This window comes from Pseudomonas sp. OIL-1, from assembly GCF_010669185.1.
Classification (GTDB): domain Bacteria; phylum Pseudomonadota; class Gammaproteobacteria; order Pseudomonadales; family Pseudomonadaceae; genus Halopseudomonas; species Halopseudomonas profundi.
Map to the genome: position 1 here is coordinate 2,394,465 of NZ_CP048629.1, position 21,733 is coordinate 2,416,197.

The following is a 21,733-nucleotide window of genomic DNA, read 5'->3' on the forward strand; positions in this document are numbered from 1 at the left end:
CGAAGAGCCTAATAACTGCCCGCACCGGTTAGCTTACTCTGGCACGTCGCAGGGTGGCATGAGTTTGCGCGTGTCCTCCTGAGGGAAGCCGTCACGAGTAAACTGACAGCCAAAATTCGAATTAGCCATCTCTGCCGGGTCGAGCAGATCATCCCCGGGTGGTTTGACGCCTGTTTGTTCCCACTGGATCATCGCATCGAAGGTCTCGGTGAATTCCGCTATCGAAAAATCGCAGTGGGCGGGAGCTCTTATCGCGCGTTGTACCAGCAGGTCAGCGCTTCCCGCCGCTTCGGCACGTTGACGGTAAATCTGCTGCATGCTGATAGGTACGAACAGATCACCCAGGGTGTGCACGGTAACAACCGGGACATCGAACTCGCCATTGATTGCCGGAACCCAGCGAAGCCCGTCGTCGCGTTGCGCGTTGGCGCCGGAAACTGCTTCAGCCTGGGCTATGGTTGCGTTGAAGTTCTGCTCGGCAGGGGTCAGAGGCTCACCCGGGTTGCCTTCGAAACGATAGGTGATGTCCGTGGTGTCGACGGCACGTTCTGCAGTGATACCCGTGATGGTGCCGTCTGTGCCGAGAAAGCCCTGTAACAGATCCTGGAACCCACCAAATGACCGGGGATAGATAGGACGTTCGCCGCCGGACAGGTTTTGCAGGATCTGGAAGAATACGAGGCCCTTCGAGGTCAAGCCCAACGGAGTAGGATTGGTCTCATAATCGAACCAGAGTTCCTGGTGGGCGACCGTCAGTTTTTCTTGCGCTTCTTCGGGTGAAACCGGGAACTGCGCGGCCCCAACGCCAGCCACTTCGAACAGGGCAAGCCCGTAGGCTGTGAAGTAGTCGAACAATGCCGTGTCGCCCATCACTCCGCACATAGGCGCAGCGCCTGCGTACTCAACCACATTGTTCGCGGTCGCCAATGTTTCGCGTTCGATCGCGGCGCCGGCAACATGGCCGCCCATGGAGACGCCCGCAATGTAATACTTGCCAGGTGCCGGCAATGCACGACCGTTCTGCTCGGCGATATCTTTGAAGGCCAGCGCCAGCGCATTGGTGTCTTCGACGCCTGCGCGCACATCATAAAAGTTGGCGCTGTAGCTCGAAGCAGCCCAGGCGTATTCATTTTCCAGCAGATATGTTCTGAGGGGCGGGCTGTCTACGGTCAGCTCTTTGCCTTCGCCGCGATATCCATGGGCCCACATCACCAGCATGCCATTCCAGTTTTCCGGCACTTCGACCCTGTATCCGGCGCCCTGGTGGACACCCCACCAGCGATCTGCTCCCGGATATCCGGGCAGGGCTTCGAACGGGAGGGATTCTTCATCGACGATGAAAAAACCGTCATCAATACGGGCTTGCTGCTCTCGTACCGGTTCCTGGATAGGTGCGGGCGCGTCACTGTTGCTGCTTCCGCCGTCGAGGCAGCCAGCGACCAGGACAATGCTCAAGGAAATACTGGTGACTGCTCCTTTTTTAAGCGCATTCATCTTGTTCATTATTTTTCTCCGGTTGCCGAGTCGTTGGTGCTGTTACGGGCCGGGGCGGCTCGCTCGGCTAATTGGAGTAAAGATCCAGGCAGCCAGGATGGCAACGCCGTTGAGCGGGGGACCAATCCCAACGTATGCGGGATCAATGGTCGTTATTTTGTTTCAGGCCTCACGGCGGTTGAAACTTTACTGTCATAATCGCCAGGTAGGTTGCAGGGCCAGGTGCGGCTTGGTGTGAGCGGCATCGCCATTGATACGGTTACAAAGCCGGCTACTGCTATGCGAGCTCCGGTTGATCCCTCGCGATCCAACCGGAAGTGAATCCGCTCACAGTTTCGTATACAGGGGCTAACACCCGGACGGGTGATTGAGGCTATATCAAGACCAGCAGGCCGCTAGGCTTGAGGTATTTTCGCTAAATTCTCACCCATTCAGGGGGGGTTGCTGGGGTATAGCAAATTCGTGACAATCCAGATCATTACAAGTCGGCGCCGGCTTATAACAATATTTTTGCAAAGAAAAGTCAGTAATGTGTAAGCATCTGATCATGGCTTCCGGATCGGAGCCTTCCTTGCCTTCGGAGAAAGCATGCCCTTGGTCGCCCGTTTAACCTTAGACCCTGCGCTGAAAATCGCCACTTTCATCTTGATTGCGATCACAGCGGTGGTGCTGGGGCGCCTCAGCTGGGCCTTGATTGAGCCATCGAGTATCCTGCCGAGCGCCGAGGCGGCTGCCACCCAACCGCTACTGACATCCTCAGCGAATGGTTCCCGGGGTGGTTTTCGTGAACTGGCTGCGCTTTCGATATTCGGCGCCTCCAACAATCCCAATTCCTCTGTAGTCAATGCGCCAGACACCACATTGAGCTGGGTACTCAAGGGTGTGCTTTCCGATCGTGACCCGGAACGTAGCTCAGCGATACTTTCCCCTCAGGGGCAGCCCGAAAAACTCTATCGGGTCGGCGCATCTTTGCCCGGTAACGTGCGGCTCGAACAGATCCTGTCGGATCGGGTCATCCTTGCCCGAGATGGCAAGCTGGAAACGCTGCGATTAAAACGCGAGTCGGCTACCAATGGAAAAAAAGCGCCGTCGCGCCCGAAACCCGGTGCGTCTAACGCCACCCTGACGCCCGATGGCGGCGTCGCCACTATTGATCGCGAGGCCTGGGCGAACGATCCGCAGCGTTTTCTCGAGGTTATCAGTGCCAACCCTGTCATGCAGGACGGCGAGATGTATGGGCTGGAAGTCAATCCCGGTCGCCAGGCTGCCGAGTTCGAAGCAGCAGGGTTGATGCCGGGCGATGTAATCCTCGCGGTGGAAGGTACCCCGGTTTCGGAAATCCAGGATTACCGCGACATACTCCAAGAGCTTGGCGGCTCTAGCTCCGTATCGGTTTCGCTGGAGCGTGATGGCCAGCCGACCGAAATTACTATAACGATGGACTAAGACACGATGCCGACGTTGTTCTCATTTAACCGTTATACCCTTCCCGTGGCATTGAGTCTGAGTTTGCTGGCTTCGTCCATTGCTGCGCAGTCGCCGGATAGCCCAGTGGGTAACCCCGATGAGGAACTGGTGTTGAATCTGCGTGACGCGGATATCAATGGACTGATCGAGATAGTGAGCCTGGAAACCGGTATCAACTTCATTGTTGATCCGCGCGTTCGTGGCCAGGTAAATGTGGTGTCGGGTAAACCGGTCCGCCGGGGCGAGCTGTACGATCTGTTTCTCGGTGTGCTGAAATCCTACGGTTTCGCTGCGGTGGAAGGTTCCGAAGGGGTTGTCCGGATCGTGCCCGAGGTGCAGGCGAAGGAGAACGAGGTCGCCGGATTGAATGAAGACAGCCGCGGCGACGAAGTCATCACTCACGTCATCAGCGTCAAGCACATCAATGCCGGCCAGCTGGTGAGAATTCTGCGGCCATTGGTCCCGAAAGGCGGGCATCTGGCCGCCGCAGCCGAATCGAATACCCTGGTGATCGCCGATACGGCAGCGAACGTACGGCGTATCGAAGGGCTTATCCATCGAATCGATCGGGAGTCGATGGATGATTTTGAAATCATCCCTCTGGAGCATGCTGCGGCAGCCGACATCATGCGGATGGTGCAGGGCCTTGAAGGCGATAACAGCGGCGATGAGTTCAACAAACGCACTCGAATCATTGCTGACGAGCGAACCAATACCATCATTCTGCGAGGGGAAGCGGCTCGTCGAGCGTCCCTGCGCAAGATGGTCTATCAGATGGACGTGCCGGGCGATAGCGGCAATAGCCAGGTGCACTATCTGCGATATGCCAAGGCGGAAGATGTGGCTGAGCTGCTTCGTGGGATCGCCGAGGGACGTGATCGAAATAACGTGCAAACCAGCGAAGATGGCGCTGCCGGTAGCATGAGTAGCATGGACGAGTCCAAGGTGCGTATTCAGGCGCACGAAAGCACCAATTCGGTAGTGATATTCGGTCCTGCGGAGCTGACCCGCGACCTGTCCGGCATCATCACTCAACTGGACATTCGCCGAGCCCAGGTTCTGGTCGAAGCGGTGATCGCCGAGGTTTCCTACGATCGCGCCAAGGAGCTCGGCGTGCAGTGGGGTATTGGGAACGATAACGGCGGTGTCGGTATTATCAATTTCAATCGCGGCGGCCGCGGTATCGTCAACCTTGCCGCAGGGGTCAACAATTTCCTTGAGGGCGATGTCACCACGCCGCCTTCGCTGGCCGATGGGGCTACCTTCGGTGCCGCCGGTAATATAGGCAGTACCCAGATCGCCATGTTGGTCAACGCGCTGCAGGGCGATAGCTCGAGTAACATTCTGTCTACGCCCAGTCTGTTGACGCTGGACAACGAGGAAGCCGAGATCGTTGTCGGCCAGAACGTTCCGTTCATCGTCGGGCGATCGGTTGAAGATTCAGGTCAGGCGTTCGACACCATCGAGCGGCAGGACGTGGGTATCAAGCTGAAAATCAGGCCGCAGATCAATGAAGGTAATGCGGTGCGTCTCGAAATCGCGCAGGAGGTGTCACAGATTGCGCAGGGTGCAAGCGGTGCAGCTGACATCATTACCAACAAGCGCAGCCTGACCACTACCGTGATGGTGGACGATAACGAACTCATCGTTCTTGGCGGATTGATTGACGACCAGATGGTCGAGACCCGCGACAAGGTACCGGGGCTGGGTGATATTCCTGGCCTGGGCCGGTTGTTCCGGTATGACACAGGGCGTCTGGAAAAGCGTAACCTGATGGTTTTTCTGCGGCCGGTCATCATCCGTGATACCGCTGTAGCAGAAAGCGTGACTCACTCGAAATATACTTATATTCGTGACCAGCAGCTCAAGGAACAGGAACGCGGCGACCGCATGCTGCCCAGCGATAGCATGCCGGTATTGCCCGACTGGAACTATCTGTTGAGCCTGCCACCGCCGTTCGAAAACGCAGCCCAGGGCGGCGTGCCTGTCAAGACGGCTATTCCTGCTCCTCCGAAAGTGAATTGAGGCGGCTGACATGAGCGAAAGCGAAATCAGCGATATCAGCGATGCCATTGCAGATCCCGGCCAGCAGGCCGAAACGGGGTATCGCTTTGCCCGTCGTTTCGGTGTGCTTACCGGAAATCTCCAGGACGGTTTGCTCGATGTGTTCGTACGTTCGGATTGTGATCCGCAGGCATTGCTGGAGCTGCGCCGCCGTTCGGGGCACCCGCTGCGTCCCCTGATGCTTGATGATGACGCCTTCGCCGCTCGCTTGCGAGACCGCTATGAGCGCTCGGCAAACGATGCCATGCAGCTTGTTGAAGGTCTGGATGACGGTGATCTGATGTCGGTCGCTCAGTCGCTGGCTGAGCCCGAGGATTTGCTCGAATCCCAGGACGAAGCGCCGATCATCCGTCTGATCAACGCCTTGCTCTCCGAGGCCGTGAAGGAAAACGCGTCGGATATTCATATCGAACCCTTCGAGAATCGCTTGTCGATTCGTCTGCGCGTCGATGGTGTGCTACGCGAAGTGCTGGAGCCGCCCCGCGCATTGGCGCCGGTAATTGTGTCGCGTATCAAGGTCATGGCAAAACTGGATATCGCCGAAAAACGGTTGCCGCAGGATGGTCGCATAGGTTTGAAACTGGTGGGTCGTGCCGTGGACGTGCGGGTTTCCACCCTGCCTTCGGGCCACGGGGAGCGGGTCGTTCTTCGTTTGCTGGACAAGCAGGCCGGACGTCTCGAGCTGCGTCACCTGGGGATGTGTGAACAGCATTACGAAGCGATGGAGCGTGTGGTTAACAAGCCCCACGGCATCGTGCTGGTAACGGGTCCGACCGGCTCGGGTAAAACCACAACCCTGTACTCGGCCTTGATGCGCCTCAACGACCGCACCCGCAATATCCTGACGGTAGAAGATCCGATCGAATACTATCTGGACGGGATTGGCCAGACCCAGATCAATTCCAAGGTGGATATGACCTTTGCCCGCGGCCTACGCGCCATTCTGCGTCAGGATCCTGATGTTGTGATGGTCGGTGAGATCCGCGACATCGAGACCGTGCAGATCGCCATTCAGGCCAGTTTGACCGGGCACCTGGTGTTCTCGACCTTGCATACCAACACCGCTGTGGGCGCGATAACGCGTCTGCGTGACATGGGCATCGAGCCGTTTCTGTTGTCATCCACGCTTAACGGCGTCCTCGCGCAGCGGCTGGTGCGAACTCTGTGTCCCTCGTGTCGTACGCCGCATATCGCCACGGCGAGTGAATGCAAACTGATGAACGTTGATCCGGCTAATCCACCCACCTTGTACCGCCCGGGCGCTTGTGCTGCGTGCAATCAAAGCGGGTACAAGGGGCGGACCGGTATCTACGAGCTTATCGAAATCGACGATACCCTGCGTGGCCTGATTCATGATGGCGCCAGCGAGCAGGCGATGGTCAGGCATGCGCGTATCGAGCAACTCGGCATTCGCCAGGATGGCCTGCGTCGCGTATTGATGGGCGACACCACGCTGGAAGAAGTTCTTCGCGTCACCAGGGAGGACTGAACATGCCTGCTTTCGAATATGTAGCGTTGGACCAGGCGGGCAAGACCCGTAAAGGTGTGGAGGAGGGCGATTCCAGCCGCCAGGTACGTGGCCGGTTGCGTGACCAGGGATTGATGCCGATGTCAGTGCATCAGGTAGCGGAGCGTCACGTTGCACTGCGCATGCCGGTATTCCAGCCGCGGGTGAAACCCCTGGAACTGGCGCTTGCAACACGACAGATGGCAACGCTGGCCCGGGCCGGTATGCCCATCGAAGAAGTACTAGGCACCGTGGCCCGGCAAAGCGAAACGCCGAAGGTCAAATCGACCTTGTCCGCCGTGCGCACCCGGGTCATGGAAGGGCTGCCGCTGGCGCATGCGCTGGGGGAGTTTCCTTCGGTATTTCCATCGATTTATCGAACCACGATCGCTGCGGGGGAATCGGCTGGCCGCCTGGACCTGGTTCTGGAGCGCCTTGCGGACAACGTTGAAGCGCAGAATGCGATGCGTCAGAAGATTCAGCTGGCCATGTTTTACCCTGGGGTACTTACCGTGGTTGCCTTGTTGGTGACCGTTGCGCTGCTCACCTACGTAGTACCCGAGGTGGTGCAGGTCTTTACCGGCATGAATCAACAGCTGCCCTGGCTGACCCGCGCGCTGATCGCTACCAGCGATGCCCTGCGTAACTGGGGGCTGGTGATGGCGATAGGGATGGTCGCTGCCTACTTTGCCGCCAAGGAAGTACTCAAGCGACCCAAGGCATTGTATCGCTGGCATGCCTGGTTGCTCCGGTTACCTTTGCTTGGGCGCCTGATCCGCGGCCTGAATACGGCCCGTTTCGCTCGAACCCTGAATATCCTGGCCGGCAGCGGTGTTCCGCTACTCGAGGCCTTGAATATGAGCGCCAGCGTGATCTCCAATGTACCTATGCGCGACGCCGTCAGTGATGCGGCGAAGCGGGTCAGGGAAGGCGCCGGGGTGGGCGCATCGCTGGAGCGAAGCGGATACTTCCCACCCATGACGCTGAGCCTGATCAAGAGTGGCGAAAGCAGCGGCACGCTGGACCAGATGCTGGAAAGGGCAGCCGAAACACAGGAACGCGAACTGGAGGCGCGTATAGCAATCGTGATGGGCGTTTTCGAACCCCTGCTGATTCTGGCGATGGGCGGCGTAGTACTGATCATTGTACTGGCCATTCTTCTGCCGATTTTCGAACTCAATCAACTGGTTAACTGACATGCTCAAGACTATGAAAAACACAAGAGCGCTGCAGCGCGGTTTCACCCTGATCGAGGTCATGGTGGTGGTCGTAATTCTCGGGATTCTGGCGGCAGTCGTCGTCCCGCGCGTCATGGATCGTCCCGACCAGGCGCGTGTTACCAAAGCTGAGAACGATATACGTGCGCTGGAAAGTGCACTGAACCTTTACCGTCTCGACAATTTCAACTACCCGACCACCGAGCAGGGCCTGAATGCGTTGGTAACCCGGCCATCAGGTGACGCGACCGCACGAAACTGGCGTACAGGTGGCTACATCGACCGTTTGCAGAAGGATCCGTGGGGTCGTGAATACCAGTATCGTCGCCCAGGTCGTGGCGACCGGGAGTACGATCTGTTCAGTCTCGGCGCAGACGGCCGCCCCGGGGGTGAAGACTCCAACGCTGACATCGGGAACTGGGATCCCGAACAGGACGAGCGGCGCTGAACATGTACCAACACCGGCATTCTTGGCGGCAAAGGCAGTACGGCTTTACCTTGATGGAATTGCTGGTTGTGCTGGTGCTGGTCGGGGTTGTAGCCAGCCTGGCGACGCTCTCGGTGGGTGACGGCGCGGAGCGCAAACTGCGAACCGAGGCCGAGCGACTTGCTGGGGCGTTGCGGCTGGCGCGCGATGAATTGTTGATAACAGGGGAGGCGGACCGGGCGCTAGGCCTTCGTCATGATGCATACAGCTTTCTTGAGCTGATGATCCTGGACGATGCCACGCGCGAGTGGCAGCCGGTGCGGGACCCTCAGCTCGGCCCTCGGCAACTGGAGCAAGGATTGATCGAGTTGGACCTTGAGATCGAAGGTGAACGGCGGGGGCTGCGTCAGACCAATGGCTGGGAGCCCCATATACGGCTAGGCGCAACGGGTGAGATGACGCCCGCGATCATTACTTTGAGGATTCCCGGCAACCAACTGGAGCGGTATATCAGAGTGGGCCTGGAAGGCAGCGTCGAGGTGCTTAATGAGCTCGAGGAAGAGTAATCGCGGCTTCACCCTGCTGGAGGTACTGGTTGCGCTGGCGATTCTCGGGGTTGCCCTGGGTGCGTTGGTGAAGGGCGGTGCGGACCATGCGCGCAATACGGCATACCTTCAGGAACGGACGCTTGCCCATTGGGCCGGCCAGAATCTCTTGGCTGAATATGAAACGGGCATGCGACCGCTGTCCGACGGCAAACGCTCGGGCGAGGTAGAAATGGGGCCCTATCAATTCGCGTACAAGATAGAAATTGGTGCATTCACACCAGATTCTCCTATCCCCTTGCCCCCGGTTCAGCGTATCGACATCCGTCTGTGGTTGGCGGAGCGGGGGGAGACGCATCAGCGTGCCTCAGTCAGCGGATTTGTACTGCCATGAATGGCCGGCGAAGCGAGGGTGGTTTCACCCTGCTCGAGATGCTCATCGCCATGGTCGTGTTTGCGATCATGAGCCTGGTTGCATACCAAGGCTTGCGCGCTGTTCTTGATGCTGATCACATCACTCGAATCCAGGCGCAAAAACTGGCGGATCTACAGGTTACATTGAGCGTACTGGAGCGTGATCTGGCGCAGTTGGTCGACATCGAATCGCGCGATGAATTTGGGGATCGGCTGCCGCCACTTCGCTTGCGACCCGGTGGTGACGAGACATTGCTCGAGCTGGTCCGGGCCGGCGCGGGAGGCGATCATCGGCTGCGCCGTACTGCCTGGGAGATAACTGAGCGCGGGCTGGAACGCCGCATGTGGGATGGTCTGGACGTAGTTGATCCTGACAGCATGCGCACCCGGCCATTTGCCGAGCTGGTGGGCGAAGACGAAAGGCTCGGCGTGGAGAGTGGATTTCTGTTCGTGGTGCGCACGCCTTCGGGGCTGGAGCGACTCGAGTCCTGGCCGCCGGCCGATGCAGACGAAGAAAGCAGCGCATTACCCATGGCTGTCGAAGTGGTGATCGACCTCCCCGGTCTGGGCGTGATTCGTCGATTGATGGCGGTGGGGCTATGAGGTCCCGGGCGGATCAGCAAGGGGTCGCGTTGATCACTGCGCTGTTGGTGGTGGCCCTGTCGGTCACCGCGTCCGTGGCAATGGCCTTGCGCAGCCAGGCGGATATCCGCCGTACCAGCGCTGTATTCGAGCGCGACCTGTCGCGGCATATCACCATGGGCGCTGAGAAAATGGTGCTGCAGCTGCTGGAACAAACCGAGGGGCCGGACGAACTCCTATGGGAGACGTGCCTGTCACCGGTACTGCCCTTCGAAGTCGATGGAATTCGCATGCTGGCAACGTTGGACAACATGCAGTGCCGTTACAACATAAACGCATTGGCGGGGGCTGACGAAGTTGAGCAAGGCTTTTTCGCCCGCCTGGTTGACAGGGTCTCCCAGGAAAGCGGTGTGACGATGCCATCCGGTGCCGAGCTGGCGCTGGCGGTAAGCGACTGGATGAATCCGGAAACGGATGACCCGGTATATCGCCTGGCCAAGCCGGCTCGGGTGTCTGGCAATCGGAGCATGCTGCTGGCTTCGGAATTAACAGCCGTTTCCGGCATGACTGATGAAGCCTGGCACGCGCTGGCTCCTTACGTTACGGCTTATCCCGGCACCGCCAGCCCTATCGACATGGAACGCAGTGCGGAGCTGATGCAGGAAGTCTTCGCCGAGCGTGGGGCTTCCGCTGAGGCGCCGTGGTTCATGCGGCTTCAGCTGACTGCGGAATTCGGCGAACGCCGGTTTTATCAATGCACGACGCTGGATGCTGCCAGCGGCACTGTCATCCTGCGCGAACAAACGGCCTGCGAGCCCTGAAGAAAAGCGGATCTGATCATGTTGATAGTCTTGTTACCAGAACACCTGCAGCCTGACAGTCCGGGCCCGGTTCGAATACATTGGTGGCATACCGACCGTGACGGAAGTCTGGTTGATGCAGGGCATGACACGCTCGAGGCGTTGCATGACCAGTACCCGACGGAACGGATGCGCGCCTTGGTGCCGCCGTCCGCAGTGACGCTGTACCGGGTGAGAATTCCCGTGCGCAAGGCCTCTGCAGTCAGGGCGGCGTTGCCGTTCGCCCTGGAAGACTTCCTCAGTCAGGAGCTTGACGAGCTGCACTTTGCCGCCGGGCCGCGCCGGCCGGATGACCGTGTTGCGGCGGCGGTGGTCGAGCATTCCAACATGGTGTTCTGGCAGGAGCTGTTCGAGCAGGCAGGCTGGCGGCTTGAAGCCTTGATGCCGCTGTCGGAACTGCATGCGGAATTGCCACCGGCCGGGGTTTTGCGCGTTCAGCACTCTCCCTGGCCGACCGATATGCCGCTGGTCATCGTAACCGCTGCTGATCAGGAACCGGTGATGATGGAGGAGAGCCTGCTTGGTTTCTGGCTCCAGCGCCGCCTGGCTGATCGTGACCCGGAAGACCGCATTCTCGAGTTGTATGGAGTTGGGGCGGGTGCGTTGAATCTGGGCGGGGATACACAGGTTATTACTGGCCCGGATTTAAGGCCGGAATTGCTTGAGCCAGCGCTGCGCCGTGCCACTGATACGCGTCCGGTATTCAATTTACTGACGGGCCCTTACGCCTCGAGTATGGCCGCGCCCCCGTGGCGCAAGATGCGCACCACCATGATTGCTGCCGGGGTGCTGCTGGCCGTGCTGGCGACGCAGTTCGGTCTTGAAACCTGGACGCTGGCGCGCGAACGGGATCGTCTGCAGGCCGAGATCAACAGCCTGTTCGATACGACACTGCCCACCAGTCGCCGGGTGGATCCGGTCACGCAATTTCGCGAGGCGCTGGAAGGCGGCGGAAGTAGCGGCAACGGTGGCATGGGTGGGTTGTTATATGAAGTGCTGGCGGCAAGCAGCAAGGACGGCAAGGCAGAGATTCGTGAATTCAGGGCCACACCAGTGGACATGGAAATAGAGTTGCATGTGGCCTCGTTCGCCGAGCTCGAAACTATCCGGGCGAACCTCGCTGCCAAGCCAGCGCTGCGTGAGACCCTACAGGGCGCTGACTCCGGCACCGAAGGCGTCACGGCGCGTCTCAAGGTTGAAAGGAGCGAATCATGAAAGCTTGGTGGGCAGGACTGGTCCCACGCGAACAGCGCATAGTGCTGGCAGGACTGGTAGCGCTGGTGGTGCTGTTTCTGTGGTTGGGGGTATGGGAGCCTCTGGCCTCGAACCGTGCCGAGTTGCGCTCGGAGGTCGGCGCACTCTCAACTGACCTGGCGTGGATGCAGCAAGTATCTGATCAGGTTCGGCGCCGCGGGGCGCAGCAGCGTAGTCAATCCTCAGCGGGGGCGGGCGGTTCAGTACTCACGTTGATAGAAGTCTCTGCCAACGCGGCAGGCATCAAGCAAGCGCTCGGGCGTGTCCAGCCGGAAGGAAGCGGGGCGAGGCTTTCTTTTGAAGAGGTCGGGTTTGATTCGCTGGTCGGCTGGCTGAATGACCTCGAAAATCGTCACGGTTTACAGATAAGCCAGTTGGCGGTGGATGTAAGCAGCAGCCCTGGAATGGTTTCCGCGCGTTTGATGGTGGAGCCACGCTAATGCTGAAGTGGCTGACCCTGAAGAATACCTTGATCGCGGCTGTGGTCATTTATCTGCTGAGTCTTCTCTGGAACTTGCCGGCAGCCTTCGTCTGGAACCGTATATCCAATCAGCTACCTGCCGAGGTGACGCTGCATGGCCTCTCAGGGACCTTGTGGTCTGGCCATGTGCAGCGCATGGAAGTGAGCGGCATAGATCAGGGCGCGCTTTACTGGGACTGGAAGCCCGGACATATGTTGACCGGACGCATTGCGCTGGATCTGATCTGGCAACCTCGGAACGGGCATGTCGATGCGACCATGAAGCTCGGCTTTGGATCGGTCAGACTTGAACAGGTAAACGGCCGACTGGATGCTGCAAGCATGGCGGCTATCAACAAGGCGCCCTTTGTCTTGCGTGGAACCTGGCTGCTTGATGTGCCGGTGCTCGAGCTCAAGGATTTCGAGAATGTTGGTCGGGCGGAGGGCCAGCTGGTTTGGCAGAACGCCGCCGGTGGCTTGCCCAGACCGATGGAACTCGGGGATCTGACGGCAGCGTTGTCCGGCGAAGACGATTGGCTGGTCTTCAATCTGGGCGATCAGGGCGGGCCGCTTGGACTGCGCGGTGACGCCCGCTGGCGCCCCGGACAAGCAATGCAGATAGATTCACGCCTTCAGGCTCGCGCAAGCGCGGAGGACGCGCTAGCAGGCGGTCTGGGGATGCTTGGGAAACCCGACGCACAGGGCTGGATTGGCTGGCGTGCCCAGTTGCAATAGCGAATATTCGCGTTAATCCGAGGAGTAAATATAGTGAGTCGTAAATTCATGATGGTGTTACTGCTGGCTACTCTGACGGGTTGCTCGAGCATGAGCCAGAAAGATAGCCAGCGCGCCGAAGCAATTGCCGACGCCAGAGCGAAGCTGAGCATGGGGCGCTGCAGCATGGCGCTTGCTCGCCAGGTGGTCGACGTCAAGGAGCCTGCACTGGAGCAGGAGACAGCCTTTCTTTGTTTGCAACAAGGCGATCTGGACGCTGTGAAACACTTGTTGAGCGACTATGACTCGCGGCATGTCGATCCGCCGTTTCCGGATTATTCCGCCTATCTACTCGCGTTAACCGACTTTGTGCGATTCGAGTCCTCCGCAGGGGATGCGCAACAACGCTTGGCACTGGGCCGCCAGGCACATAATCATATGGCGCGTTTCGTACGGGCTTACCCCGAGTCACCCTATCGCCATGAGATTGCTCCACGGCTGGAACAACTGCATGAAGGGATGGCGCGGGCGGAATATCAGTTGGCGCAGAATGCGATAGAGGCGAATGACCTCGAGACGGGCGAGTCCCGTTTACGCTACGTGGTCAAGACCTATCCTCGCAGCGCGGCCGCCAAGGATGCCGCGCGCTGGCTGGAACATAATCGCCGGTGATGGTGGCGACATGTTGGAATGGTCTGCCCAGGCAGGTAGGCACCCAGGCCGGCATTTCAGCGCTTTTTCTGATACGTGAGGGTTGACATTGTGCACAGCGGGATAATGAGTCGGAGTTATAGACAGGAAAAGACTTATAACGGTAGTAAATTGACTTGATATTTGTAACTTGTTGATTTTAATGAATAAAATCACTGGTTAATTTTTGATCATTCTAACTCGGTCTCCCGCCTTCTGTGCATTGGGAAGGGTTATTGAGAAGCTACCCACAGAGTTGTCCACAGAATCTGTGGATAGCTTTTCTGTTCAGATTCCCTGTGGAATATCTTCGCCGCCCAGCGCCGTTGTCAGCGCCGGTATCAGTTCGCTGAGCGTTTTCGACATGATGATGAACGTAGCGTCCAGCTGACTAGCCATATCATCTCCGCCCTGGTCGTCTACTTCATCCCGTAACAATTCTTCGAAACGCAGGCGTTTCACCGTCAGCTTGTCATCAAGCGTCAGGACGAGCTTGTCATGCCAGGCCATGGTCAGCTGGCTGACTTGCTTGCCAACGGTGAGGTGCTGTTGAATTTCGTCGCTAGCCAGATCCTGGCGCTTGCAGCGAATCACGCCACCGTCTTCGCCGGTGTCGCGCAGCTCGCATTCATCAAGTACTACCAACCCTTCAGGCGCTTCGCCGTTCTTCACCCAGTCGGTCATGGCCGCGGCAGGGGCCATCTTCACGTTCATGGGTCGTACGGGAAGGCTTCCGGTGCACTCACGCAGCAGACTGAGCAGGTCCTCGGCGCGCTTGCTACTCGAACTATCGACTGCAATCCAGCCCTCGGCAGGCGCAATGCAGGCAAGCGTAGTCTGGGTACGGGTGAAGGCGCGGGGAAGCAACGACATGACAATCTCGTCCTTCAGCGTGTCGCGCTCCTTCTTGTAGATTTTGCGCGCGTCTCGTGCTTCGATCTCCTCAACCTTCTCTGCCAGCGCATCCTTGACGACGCTGCCTGGCAAAATGCGCTCTTCCTTGCGCATGGCGATCAACCAGTAGCCCTCTGCGACTTGTAGAAGGTTCTCGGAGTGTCTGCCGAAGGGAGTGGTCCAACCTAGCGTGTGCGTCTCCTGACTGGCGCAGGGACGAGCGGGGCGCTGTTCAAGCGCCGTCAGTAATTCGGCTTCGCCAAAGGGAATATTCTGGCTGAGGCGGTAGAGAAGAAGATTACGAAACCACATTATGCAGTCCTTGATTACCTGTACGTTTGGCCGACGGGGCATATTGTTCATCGCACCGGGGCACGAAGCCGGGCAATATTGCCTGACAGCGCGGCTGGCGACCAGTCTTCTCGGGGGGCTGCGAGTAAGATATTGAAAAAGAGTGAATTTATTTTCGAAAAAGGTGTTGCCAGAAGATAAAAACCTGCCTAGAATGCGCCCCACTTCGAGAGCAAACGGGTGATTAGCTCAGCTGGGAGAGCATCTGCCTTACAAGCAGAGGGTCGGCGGTTCGATCCCGTCATCACCCACCACTCGAGGTTACGCGCAGCGGTAGTTCAGTTGGTTAGAATACCGGCCTGTCACGCCGGGGGTCGCGGGTTCGAGTCCCGTCCGCTGCGCCATTTTTTACCTCCCCCTTGTTATATCCGTTCAATATTACCTTCCTCTTTGCTCAAACTTTGCCAGCCAGCTGGTAGATTGGGTTGTATTCCCCTGTTAAGCTTCCTGCTTTATTTCCGCCCTATGGGGCTTGTCAATTGAGGTAAGCATGAAGCGTAATCTGCTGGCAGCAGGTGTTGCCCTGAGTATTCTCACTCTTGTTGGTTGTGGCGGCGACAAGGAAACGGAAGTCGACATCAGTACCCCAATTCAGCAAGCGTCCTATGGTATCGGCCTGAACATGGGCGAGAGCCTGTTGCAGGACGGTCTCGACGACATTGATCCCAATGCGCTTGCCCTGGGTATGCAGGACGCTCTCTCCAAACAACCACCTCGCGTTGGCGAAGAAGAACTTCGGGCCGCTTTCACGGAGCTGCAGAGCCGCGCTGAAGAGCGGGCTACCGCCCTGGTTTCCGAAACGCGCGAAGCCAACGAAGAGTATCTTGCCGAGAACGCTGAAAAGGACGAGGTCACTACTACCGAGTCTGGCCTGCAATACGAGGTTCTCGAGTCTGGTCCGGAGGATGCCCCTCAGCCTGACGCAACCGATACGGTATCGGTGCACTACGAAGGCAAATTACTCGATGGCACGGTATTCGATAGCTCCATCAGCCGTGGCGAACCAGTCGATCTGCCTGTGAGCGGTGTGATTCCTGGTTGGGTGGAAGCGCTGCAGATGATGCGCGTGGGTGATAAATGGCGTGTGACCATTCCGAGCGATCTGGCATATGGCGAGCGTAGCCCGAGCCCGGTCATTCCTCCGAACTCGATTCTGGTGTTCGAGATGGAACTGCTGGGCATTGACGAAGCCGGTGCGGAATCCGACGGCGAAACTCAAGCCAACGAAACGGCTCCCGCCGAGTAATATCAAAGTAACACTTCCAAGCCCCGGCGCAGACGTATCGGGGCTTGGGTTGTTACCGTTATGCACATTCCTCCGTAACACTCAAGCACGTTTCCCTCCCAATCTCCTGTTTCCAGACGAACTGTAAATTACTGATTTATAAAGCTTTTTGTTTGATCAAAATTCACTCATTTCGACCTGAGCCTAGTTTAAACGGGCGTTTGCCACAGTTTCCCATACCTTGTTCACAGACTTATCCACAGAATATGTGGGTAACCCGTCACGTTTCTCATAACCCTGAATCGAGGGGTGGAGGGATCAGCTATATCTGTGGGCCGAAACGCCAGGTATTCATATGAAATCGGAGACGGGTTGAACGCTAAGACACAGGGGCTCGAGCTCAGTCAAACCTGGATTCAATCTAATCAGTAGTCGGTCAGGTCGCGTCCTGTTTCAGATGGTCGGAGTAGATCGCCCACCGCCTGCCAGGCTTACGCAAGACGCCGTGAACCCGTCCCTGGGGCTTGGTGACATCCCTGTTTTCAACACTTGCTCCACCCTGACAGCCGGCGGGCTTGAATGTACATCGGTGTGAGATGGAGATCAGAACCGCTTTCGCTTTCGGGTCTTCCTTTCAGGCAAATCCAATGTTCATGCGGAGCGAGGCGACAGGGTTGAGCCGACCGTGCGATGACAGGGATGTTATCGACGAGGTTACAGGGACGTACTTGCAGCGTGTCGGCGCGGCCCTGCCGGCTCGCGGCAGCTGACCGCGGACTTCCACAGAAATTGGAATGGGTTTTGACCTGGAGGCGGTGCACCTCGCCCACCGCCTGCCAGTCTTACGCAATACGCCGTGAACCCATCCATGGGGGCTTGGCGAAAACATTCCTGTTTTTTAATACTTGCTCCACCCTGACAGCTTGCGGCAGCTGCCTCTGGCGTATAAGCCCAACGAAGGGTTGCAAGGTATCTGACAGCTAATGCAAAACCGCCAGCGACCCTGGAGAGTCGCTGGCGGTCAGGTTGCGTGTGTTGCAGTTGTTATATCAGCTCGCGGCTGCGACCTGTTCGCGAAGACGTAGCAAGTCGATCAGAATGTGACCTGTTTCGGCGAGGAAAGGGTCGGTCTCATCGTCTTCTTCGTCCTGCTCTGCGGTCAGCGCAGAAATACCCTGTTCAAGCAGCGGATCATCTTCTTCGAGAGAGGTGATCAATTCTTCTCCACGCGCCGCCCGCCGTTTGTTTTCCAGCTCAAGCAGTTGTTTCTCGAACTTGTCCTTCTGCTCGCGTCGCTTGGTTTCATTCAGGGGCAGGAACTGCTGTTCCTTCATCGTGCGATTCAGCTCGACACGCGCCATGGTGTAGGCGAAATCGGGATCTTTTGCCGCACGCTTCTGATGTTGCTCGTTCAAGGGTTCAAGCAGTGGCGTAAGTTGACCAGCCATACGGTAGCGAGCCGGGGGGATGGTATCCCAGGGCAGTGCGCGGGGCAGGTTGCTTTCGCCAATCTCCGTGGTTTCCATCAGCGAGGGAAACTGGATATCAGGGACGACACCGCGGTTTTGTGTACTCTGACCCGAAACACGATAGAACTTGGCGAGCGTAAGCTTTAGTTCGCCGTGATTAAGCGGCTGAATGGATTGCACCGTGCCCTTGCCAAAGGTCGGTTCACCGATCACCACGGCACGACCGTAATCCTGCATGGCACCTGCAAAAATTTCGGAAGCTGATGCAGACAACCGGTTAACCATCACCGCTAGTGGGCCGGTATAGGTCGAGCCGGTTTCCGGGTCATCCAGAACCTGTACCTGTCCCTGCGCATCGCGCACCAGCACGGTCGGTCCCTGATCAATAAACAGCCCGGTCAGTTCGGTGGCCTCCTGCAGGGACCCACCGCCATTGTTGCGAAGATCCAGCACGATGCCATCGACCTTTTGTTCCTCGAGCTCGCCCAGCAGTCTGCGGACGTCCCGGGTGGTGCTGCGGTAATCCGGATCGCCACGGCGGTAGGCTTTGAAATCGATATAGAAGCCGGGGACTTCGATGACACCGATGCGGTAGTCCTTGCTGCCTTCACGAACGTCCAGCACCTCCGCATTGGCTGCCTGGTCTTCCAGCTTCACGGCTTCGCGGGTTAGCTTGACCTGGCGACTGGTGAGATCGGTGGTCGGATTACTTGCCGGTATCACTTCAAGCGTGATGCTGGAGCCTTTCGGTCCACGGATCAGTTTGACTACCTCGTCCAGACGCCATCCCACCACATCGATCATTTCGCCTTTTTCTTGGGCGACGCCGACGATCCGGTCGGCAGGTGCAAGCTGTTTGCTCTTCTCGGCAGGGCCGGCCGGCACCAGCCGAACGATCTTGGTGAATTCGTCATCACTTTGCAGAACAGCACCGATCCCTTCCAGTGACAGACTCATATTGATATCGAAGTTTTCGGCATTCTCGGGCGACATGTACTGCGTGTGCGGATCGAACACCTGGGCGAATGCGTTGATGTAATTCTGGAAGATATCTTCGCTACGGGTTTGAGACAGCCGGGTCTGCTGACTCTTGTAGCGCTTTTCGAGCAGCTCTGCGATAGCGTCGGTGTCGCGTCCTGCGAGTTTCAGTCGAAGAACTTCATCCTTGAGCTGGCGGTACCAGAGCTCCTCGAGCGCATCCCGGTCAGCGACCCAATCGGCATCCTCGCGGTCCAGACGGATCTGCTGGTCGCTCTCGAAATCCATGTCTTCAAGTCCTTGGTGTAGCAGGCTCAAAGCGTAAATCACGCGCTCGTTGGCGCGCTGGATTTGCGTACGGTGGATATCAAAGCCAACGCTCAGATCACCGCTGAGGAGGAGGTCGTCGAGATTCAGTCGATGCTTTTCGAACTCCTGAATATCCTTCGCAGTAAACAGGCTGCGTTGCGGATCAAGCTGCTTCAGATAGGTGTCGAATATTTCGCTGGACAGTGCATCATCAATCTCGATCTTGTTGTAATGATGGCGACGGAGCAGCTCGACCGTGTTCAGGCTGGCGATGCGTTGCTCGCGTGTGGATTGCAGGCTCTCCACGTCAAGAACCGGGAGTTTCTCGGCCGCGTATACACCGCCGCCGAGGGTCAGCAGTGCAACCAGGCAGGTATTGCGCAGGGATGGAGGGAGTCTCATGTAGGTATCGTGTCCGGAGAGATAGATAGGAAGTATGCTGTTAGGTCTTATAAGGGATCATGGGTTCCCTTTTCAACGGTTGACAAATGCACTATGGAGTCACTATGAGAGGATTGCAAGCCGGGGCGAAGTCCCTAACCTGGGGTGAACAGCCCGTTGCAGAGCTGTCGGATGGTCAGATACGGATCCGCGTCAAGGCCGCCGGACTGAATCGTGCCGATTTGTTGCAGAAGGCCGGGATGTACCCGCCGCCACCGGGTGTGACTGACATTCTTGGGCTGGAATGCGCGGGCGAAGTGGTCGAAGTAAAGGGCGAAAGTCGCTGGAAAGCAGGCGACCGGGTCTGTGCGCTGCTGGCCGGGGGCGGCATGGCTGATGAGGCGATTGTTGATGGCCGGCACGCGTTGCCGGTGCCTGACGGGTTCGATTGGGCTCAGGCTGCAGCGATACCGGAGGTATTCAGCACTGCCTGGTTAAACGTCTTCGAGCTGGGCGCCGCTCAGCCAGGCGAGAAGGTTCTGATTCACGCCGGTGCCAGTGGGGTTGGCACTGCAGCGATCCAGTTGTGCAAGGCCATGGGTAATCCCTGCTGGGTTACGCTTGGTAGCGAGGAAAAGCTGAAGGCGTGTCAGGAGCTCGGTGCAAGCGGTGGCGCGTTGCGTCAGAACGGGATCAACAGCCTCAAGGAGAACGGGCCGTTCAATGTGGCACTGGATCCGGTTGGCGCAAACTACGCCAAGGATCATCTCGATCTGCTGGCAGTGGATGGGCGTTGGGTGCTGATCGGACTTATGGGCGGCCGCGAGGCAACGCTGGATCTGGCGAAAGTGCTGGCCAAGCGCATCAAGCTGATTGGCTCGACCCTGCGTAGCAGAGATGCTGACTTCAAGGCCGGGCTGTTGAATCGTATGGAGCAGCGCCTGTGGCCGTTGTTTGCCAAGGGTGAGCTCAAGCCTTTGGTGGCGAAAACGTTCAGCTTTGAGGAAGCGGAAGCGGCCTTCGCCGAACTGGCATCCGATAAGGTAATCGGTAAGGTCATTCTGGTTAACGAGTAAGCAATCGGCCCGATCCTTGATCGGGCCTTGGTCCCGTTGGGTGCTCTAGATCAGCTGTTCGCTATCATAGAAGCGGGTCAGCACTGTTGTCAGATAAGCCGCATCCCGGCTGCCGGCCAGCTCGCGAACGGAATGCATGGCGAACGTGGGGACGCCCACATCCACCGTCCGTACGCCGAGCCGGCTGGCGGTAATCGGGCCGATAGTGCTCCCGCAACCCATATCGCTACGCACCACAAAGCTCTGCACCGGCACCTCGGCCTCGTTACACAGATTGCGGAAAAACGCAGCGGTCTCGCTGCTGGTAGCGTAGCGCTGGTTGCTGTTGATCTTGATTACCGGTCCGGCATTGAGTCTGGGGCCATGGTTGGTATCGTGACGGTCAGCGAAGTTCGGATGCACTGCGTGGGCGTTGTCTGCCGAGACCATAACCGATCGCTGGATCACCTGGATGCGTTTGCTCGCATCGGGTATTACCCGGCTCAGCACATCTTCCAGGAAGGGACCGTCAGCGCCGCAGGCCGAGGTCGAGCCTACTTCTTCATGGTCGGTACATATCAGGAGCGAAGGCTGCTGGCCACTGCTGGCCAGCAACGCCTGCAGCCCAGCGTGGCAGGACAGCAGGTTGTCCAGACGCGCCGAGGCGAAAAAGTCGTCTTCCAGGCCGATGGTGGAGGGAGCTTGCGTATCAAAGAAGCACAGCTCGTAATCAAGTACCTGATCCGCCTGGCAGTCGGGGTACTCCTGAGCCAGCTGGGCACCGAGCAGCGCACGAAAGTCGCGCTGTGGCTCCAGCGCCATCGCAAGGATCGGCGGCAGATCGGTCTGCGCATTGATGGCCAGGCCATCATTAACGCCGCGATTGAGGTGGATCGCCAGGCTTGGTATCACTGCTATAGGGCGTTCAAAATTGATCAGACGGCTGTCGAGTTTGCCTTCGCGGGTGCGGAAGGTAACTCTTCCGGCAATGGATAGATCACGGTCAAACCAGGGCGCCAACAGGGCGCCTCCATACACTTCAATCGCCAGTTGCCAGAGCCCTTGCTGGTTCAACTCAGGTTGCGGTTTGACGCGCAGGCAAGGGCTGTCGGTATGGGCACCGACCATCCGTATGCCTTCATCAACTGCGCCGCTGGCGCCCATGTGGAATGCAATCAGAGAAGAGCCGTTGCGGGTGACCAGGTACTTGCCAGCGGGCTGTAGGGCCCATTCATCGCGTTCGTCCAGCTGCTCGTATCCGTGCGCAAGCAAGCGCTGAGTCAGGTTCTCGGTAGCATGGAAGGGAGTTGGCGAAGCCTGAATAAAATCTGCAAGGGCTTGATTGACTGAAGGTTGAGGCATGAAAAACTCCTGTA

General features: G+C 58.0%; 19 protein-coding genes and 2 tRNA genes. 17 read left to right on the top strand and 4 right to left on the bottom strand.

All coding sequences use genetic code 11. From position 1 onward, the window contains the following. Window positions 1-33: 33 nt before the first annotated feature. Entirely contained in the window at window positions 34-1,503 is a 1,470-nt protein-coding gene (locus tag G3M63_RS11170; protein WP_256669791.1) for an alpha/beta hydrolase, read from the bottom strand. 579 nt (window positions 1,504-2,082) lie between these two features. Between G3M63_RS11170 and gspC the strand changes: the two genes are divergently transcribed. From gspC to bamD, 13 genes are read left to right on the top strand one after another with little or no spacing between them, the layout of a single operon-like run. Further along, entirely contained in the window at window positions 2,083-2,940 is an 858-nt protein-coding gene (gene gspC / locus G3M63_RS11175) for a type II secretion system protein GspC (RefSeq protein ID WP_163983122.1), read from the top strand. Between the two features lie 6 nt (window positions 2,941-2,946). Beyond that, window positions 2,947-4,986, top strand: a complete 2,040-nt coding sequence (gspD, locus tag G3M63_RS11180; protein ID WP_163983124.1) for a type II secretion system secretin GspD — start codon at window positions 2,947-2,949, stop codon at window positions 4,984-4,986. A 10-nt stretch (window positions 4,987-4,996) separates the two neighbouring features. After that, complete coding sequence (gene gspE, locus G3M63_RS11185) at window positions 4,997-6,514, top strand: type II secretion system ATPase GspE (protein WP_150300454.1); 1,518 nt, start codon at window positions 4,997-4,999, stop codon at window positions 6,512-6,514. A gap of 2 nt (window positions 6,515-6,516) precedes the next feature. Beyond that, entirely contained in the window at window positions 6,517-7,728 is a 1,212-nt protein-coding gene (gene gspF, locus G3M63_RS11190; protein WP_163983126.1) for a type II secretion system inner membrane protein GspF, read from the top strand. A 13-nt stretch (window positions 7,729-7,741) separates the two neighbouring features. Further along, the gene (gspG, locus tag G3M63_RS11195) at window positions 7,742-8,197 is read left to right on the top strand and encodes a type II secretion system major pseudopilin GspG (protein WP_163983127.1); all 456 of its coding nucleotides are present in this window, start codon (window positions 7,742-7,744) and stop codon (window positions 8,195-8,197) included. Between the two features lie 2 nt (window positions 8,198-8,199). Continuing rightward, the gene (locus G3M63_RS11200) at window positions 8,200-8,742 is read left to right on the top strand and encodes a GspH/FimT family protein (protein WP_150300451.1); all 543 of its coding nucleotides are present in this window, start codon (window positions 8,200-8,202) and stop codon (window positions 8,740-8,742) included. Then, window positions 8,723-9,115: a type II secretion system minor pseudopilin GspI gene (gene gspI, locus G3M63_RS11205; RefSeq protein WP_163983131.1), complete on the top strand. Its 393-nt coding sequence runs from the start codon at window positions 8,723-8,725 to the stop codon at window positions 9,113-9,115. The genes G3M63_RS11200 and gspI overlap by 20 nt, the downstream gene beginning before the upstream one ends. Beyond that, the gene (gene gspJ / locus G3M63_RS11210; RefSeq protein ID WP_150300449.1) at window positions 9,112-9,738 is read left to right on the top strand and encodes a type II secretion system minor pseudopilin GspJ; all 627 of its coding nucleotides are present in this window, start codon (window positions 9,112-9,114) and stop codon (window positions 9,736-9,738) included. The genes gspI and gspJ overlap by 4 nt, the downstream gene beginning before the upstream one ends. Further along, window positions 9,735-10,538 (top strand): general secretion pathway protein GspK, encoded by an 804-nt coding sequence (locus tag G3M63_RS11215; protein ID WP_163983133.1) that lies wholly within the window; start codon window positions 9,735-9,737, stop codon window positions 10,536-10,538. The genes gspJ and G3M63_RS11215 overlap by 4 nt, the downstream gene beginning before the upstream one ends. An 18-nt stretch (window positions 10,539-10,556) precedes the next feature. Next, entirely contained in the window at window positions 10,557-11,792 is a 1,236-nt protein-coding gene (gene gspL / locus G3M63_RS11220) for a type II secretion system protein GspL (protein ID WP_163983135.1), read from the top strand. Continuing rightward, window positions 11,789-12,271 carry a type II secretion system protein GspM gene (gene gspM, locus G3M63_RS11225; RefSeq protein ID WP_163983137.1) on the top strand — a complete coding sequence of 161 codons (483 nt, stop codon included), beginning with the start codon at window positions 11,789-11,791 and terminating at the stop codon, window positions 12,269-12,271. Before gspL ends, gspM begins: the two co-directional genes overlap by 4 nt. Then, window positions 12,271-13,026 (top strand): type II secretion system protein N, encoded by a 756-nt coding sequence (locus tag G3M63_RS11230; RefSeq protein ID WP_150300445.1) that lies wholly within the window; start codon window positions 12,271-12,273, stop codon window positions 13,024-13,026. Before gspM ends, G3M63_RS11230 begins: the two co-directional genes overlap by 1 nt. A 33-nt stretch (window positions 13,027-13,059) precedes the next feature. Next, window positions 13,060-13,677: an outer membrane protein assembly factor BamD gene (bamD, locus tag G3M63_RS11235; protein ID WP_150300444.1), complete on the top strand. Its 618-nt coding sequence runs from the start codon at window positions 13,060-13,062 to the stop codon at window positions 13,675-13,677. A 306-nt stretch (window positions 13,678-13,983) separates the two neighbouring features. On the opposite strand, the gene rdgC is transcribed toward bamD, so the two are convergent. Then, window positions 13,984-14,901 (bottom strand): recombination-associated protein RdgC, encoded by a 918-nt coding sequence (gene rdgC / locus G3M63_RS11240; RefSeq protein WP_163983139.1) that lies wholly within the window; start codon window positions 14,899-14,901, stop codon window positions 13,984-13,986. A gap of 217 nt (window positions 14,902-15,118) precedes the next feature. Between rdgC and G3M63_RS11245 the strand changes: the two genes are divergently transcribed. The 3 genes from G3M63_RS11245 (at window position 15,119) to G3M63_RS11255 (ending at window position 16,186) form a co-directional block, all read left to right on the top strand. Then, window positions 15,119-15,194 (top strand) — tRNA-Val (locus G3M63_RS11245). Window positions 15,195-15,207: 13 nt separating this feature from the next. Further along, window positions 15,208-15,284, top strand: a tRNA-Asp gene (locus G3M63_RS11250). Window positions 15,285-15,430: 146 nt separating this feature from the next. Beyond that, entirely contained in the window at window positions 15,431-16,186 is a 756-nt protein-coding gene (locus tag G3M63_RS11255; RefSeq protein ID WP_150300442.1) for an FKBP-type peptidyl-prolyl cis-trans isomerase, read from the top strand. Window positions 16,187-17,214: 1,028 nt separating this feature from the next. Here G3M63_RS11255 and G3M63_RS11260 read toward each other — a convergent pair. Then, window positions 17,215-19,323, bottom strand: a complete 2,109-nt coding sequence (locus G3M63_RS11260) for a carboxy terminal-processing peptidase (protein ID WP_163983141.1) — start codon at window positions 19,321-19,323, stop codon at window positions 17,215-17,217. 104 nt (window positions 19,324-19,427) lie between these two features. On the opposite strand from G3M63_RS11260, the gene G3M63_RS11265 reads away from it, so the two are divergent. Continuing rightward, entirely contained in the window at window positions 19,428-20,378 is a 951-nt protein-coding gene (locus G3M63_RS11265) for an NAD(P)H-quinone oxidoreductase (protein ID WP_163983143.1), read from the top strand. A 45-nt stretch (window positions 20,379-20,423) separates the two neighbouring features. Here G3M63_RS11265 and G3M63_RS11270 read toward each other — a convergent pair whose 3' ends face one another. Continuing rightward, window positions 20,424-21,719 carry a M18 family aminopeptidase gene (locus tag G3M63_RS11270; RefSeq protein ID WP_163983145.1) on the bottom strand — a complete coding sequence of 432 codons (1,296 nt, stop codon included), beginning with the start codon at window positions 21,717-21,719 and terminating at the stop codon, window positions 20,424-20,426. Window positions 21,720-21,733 lie beyond the last annotated feature (14 nt).